Here is a 9,046-nt window from a genome sequence, read left to right as displayed (position 1 = left end):
TGGCCGAGACACCAAGCGCCTTGGCGGCGACTCTGATCGAAACAAGCTTGCTCATATTGCATAAGACCGCGCAACAATGAGCAAGTTCGAGCTGACTGTAAAAAGCCCCCGCCCCGGACGGCCGTGGTCCGGCGGTCGATTCAGGCCGGCGCCATCGTCTCTTCGGATTCGGACGCCGAAGCCGGCCTGGGCGCCACGGGGCCGGACGCCGCTTCCGCCACCGCCGCGAGCGCCGCGCTGGACTCGAGGACGCGCACCAGCGCCGTCATGTCGACCGGCTTGACCAGGTGATGGGCGAAGCCCGCCTGCAGCGCCCGTTCGCGGTCCTTGGCCTGGCCGTAGCCGGTCACCGCGACCGGCACCGTGGCCGCCGTCTCGGGCAGGGACCGCAGCTCTTGCGCCAGTTGGTAGCCGTCGACGTCGGGCAGGCCGATATCGATCAGCATCACGTCGGGCCGCTCGGCGCGCGCGCGGCGCAGGGCCGACTGGGCGTCGTACTCGACCGAGGTGGCGTGGCCCTGCACCTGCAGCAGGTTGGCCAGGCTGTCCGCGGCGTCGCTGTTGTCGTCCACGATCAGCACCCGCAGTTTGCGCTGCAGGACGGCGCGCGCGGCCTCGGGGTCGCCCGGCTGCACGTCACTGCCGTCGCACGCGAGCGTCACGCAGGGCAAGGTGAGCGTGAAGGTGCTGCCGAAGCCGACGCCGTCGCTGTGCGCCGCCACCTCGCCCTCGTGCAGGTCGACCAGGCGCTTGACCAGCGTCAGGCCCAGCCCGAGGCCGCCCTGCGAGCGCGCCAGCGTGCGCGCGCCTTGCGTAAACAGGTCGAACACGCTCGGCACCAGGTCGGGCGGCATGCCGGACCCGTTGTCGCGCACGCGCAAGACCATGCGGCCATCGACCACCTCGAGCCTGAGCGCCAGCTGGCCGCCTTTCTGCGTGTACTTGGCGGCGTTGTTGACGATATTGGCCACGCTCTGCACCAGGCGCGTCTGGTCGCCGCGCACCCAGACCGGGGCCTCCGGCAGTTCCACCCGCACCTGGTGCGCTTTTTCCAGCACCAGCGGGCGGGTCTGGTCGAGCGCCCCGGTCACGACCTCGCGAAAATCGACCGTCGCCAGCTTGAGCTTGACCAGGCCGCGCGTCACGCGCGAGACGTCCAGCAGGTCGTCGATCAGGCGGCTCATGTGCTTGACCTGGCGGCTGATGATGGAACTGGTCTGGCAGATGCGCGGCTCGGTGGCGAACTGCATGCTCAGCAGGCTGGCCGAGCTGCTGATCGGCGCCAGGGGATTTCTCAGCTCGTGCGCCAGCATGGCCAGGAATTCGTCCTTGGCGTGGCTGAGGCGCTCGGCCTGCACGCGCGCCGCGCGCTCGCTCTGCAGCAGCGCGTCGCGCTCGAGCGCCGACTTCTGGGCGATTTCGTACAACTGGGCGTTGTCCATTGCCACCGCGGCCTGGGCCGCGATGCCGGACACGATGCGTTCGGTGCGCTCGCTGAACACGCCGGCGTCGGGATGGCCGAAGAACAGGCCGCCCAGCACCCGGCCCGAGTGCGAGACCACCGGCACCGCCAGGAAGCTGCGCACCGCGAGGTGGCCCGGCTGCATGCCGCAGGCCGCCAGGGAGGCATAGCGCGGGTCGCTGCCGATGTCGTTGCTGCGCAGCGCGCCGTGGCCCTGCATCACCAGGCGGACAATCTCGGCCGACAGCGGCGGCCCGATCCGCTCGAACCCGTCGCACGCGGCGCCCGACCGCGCGTACAAGCGCAAGGGTTCGCGCTCGCCGTCGGCATGGTGGAAGAAGGCGCCGTAGCGCGCACCGCTCAGCTCCGTGCCGGCGTCGGTGACCGCCTGCGACAGCGTGGCCAGGTCGAGCGTCGAGGCCAGCACCTGGCCGGTGCGGTTGACGGCCTCCAGCACCCGGGACTCGTCGCGCAGGGTTTCCTCGAGGCGCGAGCGGCGCACCACTTCGCGCGTGTGGCGCGCCACGTCCTCGGCCATCGCGGTTTCTTGCTCGGTCCAGTGGCGCGCGGACGGTTCGTGCAGGTAGAACACGGCCGACAGGCGGCCTTCTTCGATGATCGGCACGATCACCGCGGCGCGCGCGCCGATGCCGGCATAGGCCGCGGCGCATGGCGCCGAGTGGGCGTCGGCCGCGACGTCGTCGATGCGCACGGTGCGGCCCTGGCGCAGCATGGCGGCGATCCCGGGTCCGAAGTCGTCCAGCGCATGCGACATGCCGGCCAGGCTGGCCATGCGGCCGTCGGTCCAGTCGCGGTCGACGTTCACGGTACGGCCCGCTTGATCGATCTCGCCATAGCCGACGCGCGCCACGCCCAGGGTCTGCCCGGTCATGGCGCTGGTGGCCTTGATGATGTGGGCGGCGTCATCCAGGCCGTCGAGGGTCTCGCCCAGCTTCTGGTGAAACGCGTGGCGGTGCTCGGACAGCACGTCGGACGTGGTCTCGGTGAACACGCAATAGACGCCGGCCACCTGCCCCGCATGGCGCACCGGCGACAGCGAGATGGAAAAGAAACGCCGCTCGCGCTTGCCGTTGCGCTCGAATTCCATCAGGGCGTGCTGGAGCTGGGTCGCTTCGCCGGCCAGCACGCGTGCGAAATAGGGCCGCATGCGCTCCCACAATTCGGGCCGGACGCTGGCGTATGGCGCGCCGCACGCGGCCGGGTGCTTGTCACCGAGCAAGTCGGAATAGGCGTCGTTATAGAACAGGCGCAGGTCGTGGCCGATGGCCAGGAACATCGGAAAGCGCGATGCCAGGATCAGGTCGAAGATGGCGCGCAGGCCCTCGGGCCAGGCGTGTGGCTCGGACTGCGCCGGCTCTCCCAGCGCCAAGCCGCCGACGGCCGCCGGCGGGAAACTGCTCAGATTGCTCATCAGGATTGCCCAGTATGGTTCTCGCAAAGCTGGCTGGGCTTGATACACTGGAACGTTTCCCGAAGCGTTCTTATTGCCCGGCCGCCAACATTTTTCTTATCGTGGGCGATTATAGCGAGCAAACGAAACAGGCTGCGCCCGTTACACATCCGTGACTTTTGGTGGTTGTGTCGATGACACAATTGAATCGAGCCCGGCGGTTGCGGCCGCCCACGGCAACGCTCAGCGGTGAAGAAAGCGCGCTTCGGGCAAGCCGCGCACGTCCAGGGGCAGCTGGAACACCGCCCCCGACAGCGGCGCCGCAGCCCGGTCGATCGCCGTCATGCCCGCGTGGGCGCTGGTGACGAACAGCGTCGACAGGCCGGGCCCGCCGAACGCCGGGCAGCTCGGCTGCGGCGCGGCCAGCGGGACTACCCGATCCAGCTTGCCGCTTGGGGCGAAGCGCAGCACCTGCCCCGCGCCCCAGCGCGCGCTCCACAGGAAACCCTCGGCGTCGACCGTGGCGCCATCCGGCTCGCCCGGCGCGGCATCGGCCGCGACGAAGGTGTGCACGCGCCCGACCCGGGCGCTGCAGGGATCGTAGTCGGCGTACAGGATGGCCTTCTCTTGCGAGTCGGCGAAATACATGCGCCGGCCGTCGGGGCTGAAGCAGATGCTGTTGGCGATCGCCGCCTTCGGCAGCGGCAGCGACTCCAGCGACAGGTCGAGGTTCAGGCGATAAAAGCCGCCCACCGCGCGCTTCGGATTCTCGTCCTGGTTGAACATGCCGAACACGAAGCGTCCCTGGCGGTCGCAGCGTCCGTCGTTCAGGCGCGTCGAGGGATCATCCGCTTCGACGTCGACGATGCGCGTGACCTTGCCGGTCGAGAACGTGAAAAAGGCCAGGCCGGAGGCAAGCCCCAGCAGCAGGCGATCGTCGCTGCCGGTGAGCGCGAAGCTGCACAGGCGCTCGGGCATCTTCCAGCTGGCGGTGCGGCCGGTCGAAGGCGAATGCGACCACAGGGTGGCGGCCGGGATGTCGGTCCACAGCAGCCGGCCGGTGCGCTCGCACCACAGCGCGCATTCGCCGAGCTCGTGCCCGGCGCCCTGCAGCACCTCCATCATGCGCCCGGCTCCACCAGGAAGCGAAAGCGCGACTCGGTCTGGTACACCTGGCCCGGACGCAGGATCACGTCCGGAAATTGCGGCTGGTTCGGCGAATCGGGGAAATGCTGCGGCTCCAGGCACAAGCCGCTGCGGTGCGGGTACGTCCTGCCCTTGCCCGCAAGCGAACCGTCGAGGAAGTTTCCGCTGTAGAACTGTACGCCCGGCTCCTCGGTCCACAATTCCAGCACCCGCCCGGAACCCGGCTCGTACACGCGCGCGGCGCGGCGCAACGCCTTGCCCTGCGGCTTGTCGAGCACGAAGGTGTGATCATAGCCGCCGCCATGGCCCAGCTGCTCGTCCGGCCAGCCGATGCGCTCGCCGATCGGGCGCGGCGTGCGGAAATCGAACGGCGTGCCGCTCACCGGCGTCAGCTCGCCGGTCGGGATCGATTCGGCATCGATGGCCACGAAGGCGTCGGCCTCGATGTTCAGGACGTGGCCGAGGATGTCGCCGTCGCCGGCCAGGTTGAAGTAGCTGTGCTGGGTCAGGTTGACCGGCGTCGCCTTGTCGGTGACGGCGTGGAACGACACCACCAGCTCGTTGGTGTCGAGGAGCGTGTAGGTGACGGTCGCATCGAGGTTGCCCGGATAGCCCATCTCGCCATCGACGCTGCGATACCGCAGGCGCAGGCTGGCGCCAATCACCGCTGCCTCCCATTTGACGCGGTCGAAGCCATCCGGCCCGCCATGCAGGTGGTTGTTGCCGTTATTGACCGGGAGCTGCACTTCTTGTCCGTCGAGCGTGAAGCGTCCATGCCGGATGCGGTTGCCGTAGCGGCCGATCAGCGCCCCAAAATAGGGGCTGTCCGTGCGGTAGTGCTCAAGCGAACCGAAGCCCAGCACCACGTCGGCGAAGTTGCCGTCGCGGTCGGGCGCATGGAGCTCGGTGATGACGCCACCAAAGTCGATGATCTTCGCCACCATGCCCCCGGCATTGGTCAGCGTGAACTGGGTGATGGCCCTGCCGTCGGGCAGTCGGCCGAATGGCGCTTGCGTGATACCGGTTTGCACGTCGTATCGGTCCTCTGGAATGTCGTCCATATCAATAAGCGAATCGTGGCCGGGGCCATCGACGCCGTGATCGTAGCATGGCGCCGAGGCCGGCCGCGCCGACTTGGACCACACGCTGAAGCGATCAGGTCGGCATCCGCGCCGGCCTGGTCGTGGCGCCCCGTCGCACATCGAAAGCGGCCTGCCCCCATGGCTCCGACACCATCGACGTATCGAGGCGACTGTCAAGTCTGTTGCGCCGGGCCACGCCGGCGGGTGCGGAGACGATGCACTACCGCGGTGCAAAAAGCGCATATGCATAGTGCAAGGGCCACAGGCAGACGAGGCCTATCTGGTACCCGGCAACAGCGTGCGCGGGCATCCATGCGCGCCGCGCCGGCCGCCGCCGCTACACCAGCGGCAGTGGGGATTCGCACCGTTATTGCGCACCGCAGCAGATGTCAATGGCGAAAATGTGGCGTTATTGCAACGCAATAAATTGATTATCAGCAATTTTTTTAGGCCCTCCGATGTCCCCCGGGTTACTTCGCACGGAGCCCGCCAATACAGGGTTCTCCTATGAAAACGGCGGCGTGCGAGGTCGATTCGCGCTTGTCAATTGGGGGTTTCGCCCTCGTTTCGATTGGTTGGGGACCGATGACAAATGTCCGTCTGGCATGTCATCATGAATATGCTATTTCACAAACAAACACTGGAGAGACATCCATGAAGCACAAAATCCTTGCCATCGCCCTCGTGTCGGCACTCCCGCTGGCGGCTCAAGCACAAACCAGCGTCACCATGTACGGCATGATCGACGCCTCGATCGGCGTCGAAAACAACGATGCGCCAGGCGAAAGCAGCCGCACCGTCGTGCAGTCGGGCACCCAGTCGGCAAGCCGTCTCGGCTTCCGTGGCACCGAAGACCTGGGCAATGGTCTGAAAGCACTGTTCAACATCGAAGCCGCCATCGCTGCCGACACCGGCGCGACCAACTCGCGTCTGTTCGACCGCCGCGCCGTGGTCGGCCTGCAAGGCGCCTTCGGCACCGTGACCGTCGGCCGCGAATACGGCCCGATCGCCGCCGTCGCTGGCGCATCGGACATCCTGGGCCAGGGTTTCTACGGTTCCAACCTGGCAGCCTTCGGCACCAACCGCCTGACCCGTCGCCTGGACAACTCGGTCAACTACCAGAGCAACGCGCTGAACGGCTTCACTCTGCGCGCAGCCTATGGCGCGGGCGAGCGTAACGAGACCACCACGCAAGACACCGGCGACATCACCGGCGTGGCGCTGGAATACGCGAACGCGGGCTTCTACGTCGGCGCTGGCTACCAGAACCGCGAAGACCTGCCATCGGGCGACAGCAAGGAATACAACTTCGGCCTGGGCTACAAGTTCGGCGACTTCGAACTGCGTGGCGGCTACATGGCAGCCGATCCTGAATTCGCCAACCGCATCGACAACAAGTACGAGCAGATGAACGCCGGTATTTCGTACGGCTTCGGCGCCAGCCGCGTCTACCTGAACTACCAGCAGCAAGAGCAGGAGCTGGGCGATACGGAAGGCAAGGCAGTCACCCTGGCCTACACCTACACCCTGTCGAAGCGCACCAACGTGTACGCGTCGTACGCCAAGCTGCGCAACAACAGCAACGGCGTGTTCTCGCTGACCTCGGCAGCAGGCACCGTCGCCCTGCCAGCAACCGCCTTCGGTTCGGACCCACAGGTCTACAACGTCGGCCTGCGTCACTCGTTCTAAACGACGCCGCCTCGATCCGGGTGTGCGTCACCCGGCACGAAGCACAACAACGGCAAGCCTCGCGGCTTGCCGTTTTTATTTGGCGCTGTCCTCGTTCGCTGTGGATGCGCCCCAGGCGCTGCTGGTCACGGACGCCAGCGCCGCCCATGCCTTCGCGCGTGCCCCTCGGCGTCGCGCACCAGGCCGTCAATGCCGGCGCCGGCGAACGGGTCCGCAAGGCCGTCGGGGGCGCCCTCCATGTCCAGCACGTCAACGGCTGTCACCGACGCTTCAAGGAATGGCTGGCGCTTTCATGACGTGGCGTCGCGCCGGCTACCCAACTACCTCGGCTGGCATCGGGCGCGATGGCGGGCGAGTCGCTTCTGTTGAGCACTTGCTGCGCATCACATTCGGCGTCATCGACAGCCGACGGGTGCAGCGGCTCGATTTGGCCGTCCGGTTCGCGCTGGTCGGACAATCGCTCAGAACGCCGCCGCCCCGGCTGCGGCAGGGCCGGCGACCGCCGGGCGGCGCGACGCCGGCGCCCGCACGGCCGCCCTCGGCGCTGCGGCAGCCGGGGCGGCGGCGATCCGGAATACCGCCACTGCCTGCGCCAGCCGCGCCGCCTGCTCCTGCATCGCATTCGATGCGGCGGCGGTTTCCTCGACCAGGGCCGCGTTCTGCTGCGTGCCTTCGTCCATCTGCGCCACCGCCCCGTTGATCTGTTCGATGCCGTCGGTCTGCTCCCGGCTCGCCGCGCTGATCTCGGCCATGATGTCCGTCACCCGGCGCACGCTGTCGACGATCTCGTCCATCGTGGCGCCGGCCTCGGCCACCAGCCGGCTGCCATTGGCCACCTTGTCGCTCGAGTCGCCGATGAGCCCCTTGATTTCCTTGGCCGCCGCCGCCGAGCGCTGGGCCAGGTTGCGCACCTCGCTCGCCACCACGGCAAAGCCCCGGCCCTGCTCGCCGGCCCTGGCCGCTTCGACCGCGGCGTTCAGCGCCAGGAGATTGGTCTGGAAAGCGATGCCGTCGATGACGCCGATGATGTCGCCGATCTTGCTCGAAGACGCCTGGATCTCGTCCATCGTGCCGACCACCTGATGGATGACGTCGCCGCCGCGCGCGGCCACGCCGGACGCGGATGCGGCCAGCATGCTGGCCTGGCGCGCGTTGTCGGCGTTCTGGCGCACGGTCGAGGTCAGCTCTTCCATCGATGACGCGGTTTCTTCCAGCGCCGACGCCTGCTGTTCGGTACGGCTCGACAAGTCCAGGCTGCCGGCGGCGACCTGCTCGGCGGCGACCGCGATGGTGTCGGTGCCGGCGCGCACGGCGCCGACGGTGCGCGCCAGGCTTTCGTTCATGGTCTTCAGGGCCTGCAGCAGCTGACCCATTTCGTCGCGCGTGGTGACCTCGATGCGGCTGGTGAGGTCGCCCGCGGCCACGGTATTGGCCACTTCCAGCGCGCGCGCCACCGGCCGGGTGATCGACCGCGTGATCCACAGGGCGATGCCCGCAGCCAGCGCCAGCGCGAACAGGCCCAGGCCCCAGGTCTGGCGGATGGTGCTGCCGTAGGTCGCGGCCGCATCCTGCGCCGCCGCCTCGCTGAACTGTTTCTGCAGCGCCAGCTCGGCGCCGATGGCCTCTTTCAGGGCGCCCAGGCGCGGACGCAGCTCGTTGAGCAGATAAGCCCTGGCCTGCGCGTCCTCGCCGGCCTGGATCAGCTTGACCAGCTCGTCGGCGCCGGCCAGATAGCTGGCGCTGGCCGTTTCCATGCGGCGCAGGATGCCGATCGAGGCGGCATGCGCCAGCAGGGTCGGCTCGATCTCGACCAGGGTGGTGGTCATCACCTTGCGCGCGTCCTCGATCGCCCCGACCTGCAGCCGGCGGTCGACCGGATCGTCGTTGAGCATCATATTGCGCACGGCGATGGCGATGATGCTGATCTGGGCATCGATCCGGTTGCTCATCTCGATGGCCGGGATGCGGTGTTCGACGATCTCCCTGGTGCCGTTGTTCAGGCGCAGGATGGAGGCATTGCTCAGGGCGCTGATCAGCACCAGCATCAGGCTGACGGCGCCGAAACCCAGCGCCAGGCGCTTGCCGATACCCAGGTTTGCTAACTTCATGGTCGTACTCCTCATTTCCATTCTATTAATAGATATTTCCAAATGGAAATTAGAGTACGTTCAAGTTCTTGCTATGACGATGTGTGCACGCTAACGAATCGGGGATATCCGCCTGATCGAGCTATTTTCTGGACGATATGCAAGGTTT

General features: G+C 67.3%; 5 protein-coding genes and 1 pseudogene. 2 read left to right on the top strand and 4 right to left on the bottom strand.

Going from position 1 to position 9,046, the window contains the following annotated elements; all coding sequences use genetic code 11:
• Positions 1-140: 140 nt before the first annotated feature.
• The 3 genes from ABIB38_RS19850 to ABIB38_RS19840 form a co-directional block, all read right to left on the bottom strand.
• Positions 141-2,894 (bottom strand): GAF domain-containing protein, encoded by a 2,754-nt coding sequence (locus tag ABIB38_RS19850; protein WP_429206427.1) that lies wholly within the window; start codon positions 2,892-2,894, stop codon positions 141-143.
• A 222-nt stretch (positions 2,895-3,116) separates the two neighbouring features.
• Positions 3,117-3,998, bottom strand: coding sequence for an SMP-30/gluconolactonase/LRE family protein (locus tag ABIB38_RS19845; RefSeq protein WP_429206426.1), 882 nt, complete (start codon positions 3,996-3,998; stop codon positions 3,117-3,119).
• Entirely contained in the window at positions 3,995-5,050 is a 1,056-nt protein-coding gene (locus ABIB38_RS19840) for an aldose epimerase family protein (RefSeq protein ID WP_429206425.1), read from the bottom strand. The genes ABIB38_RS19845 and ABIB38_RS19840 overlap by 4 nt, the downstream gene beginning before the upstream one ends.
• Before the next feature lie 705 nt (positions 5,051-5,755).
• On the opposite strand from ABIB38_RS19840, the gene ABIB38_RS19835 reads away from it, so the two are divergent.
• Both ABIB38_RS19835 and ABIB38_RS19830 read left to right on the top strand, forming a co-directional pair.
• Positions 5,756-6,790, top strand: a complete 1,035-nt coding sequence (locus ABIB38_RS19835; protein WP_429206424.1) for a porin — start codon at positions 5,756-5,758, stop codon at positions 6,788-6,790.
• Positions 6,791-6,902: 112 nt separating this feature from the next.
• A pseudogene (locus tag ABIB38_RS19830) lies at positions 6,903-7,193 on the top strand (IS1595 family transposase); the annotation flags it as partial.
• A gap of 58 nt (positions 7,194-7,251) precedes the next feature.
• Here the strand turns inward: ABIB38_RS19830 and ABIB38_RS19825 are convergent.
• Positions 7,252-8,898, bottom strand: coding sequence for a methyl-accepting chemotaxis protein (locus ABIB38_RS19825; RefSeq protein WP_429206423.1), 1,647 nt, complete (start codon positions 8,896-8,898; stop codon positions 7,252-7,254).
• Positions 8,899-9,046: the final 148 nt, after the last annotated feature.

It is taken from the genome of Massilia sp. UYP11 (assembly GCF_050434805.1).
GTDB lineage: Bacteria > Pseudomonadota > Gammaproteobacteria > Burkholderiales > Burkholderiaceae_D > Telluria.
This window is presented reverse-complemented; position numbering and strand designations above follow the sequence as displayed.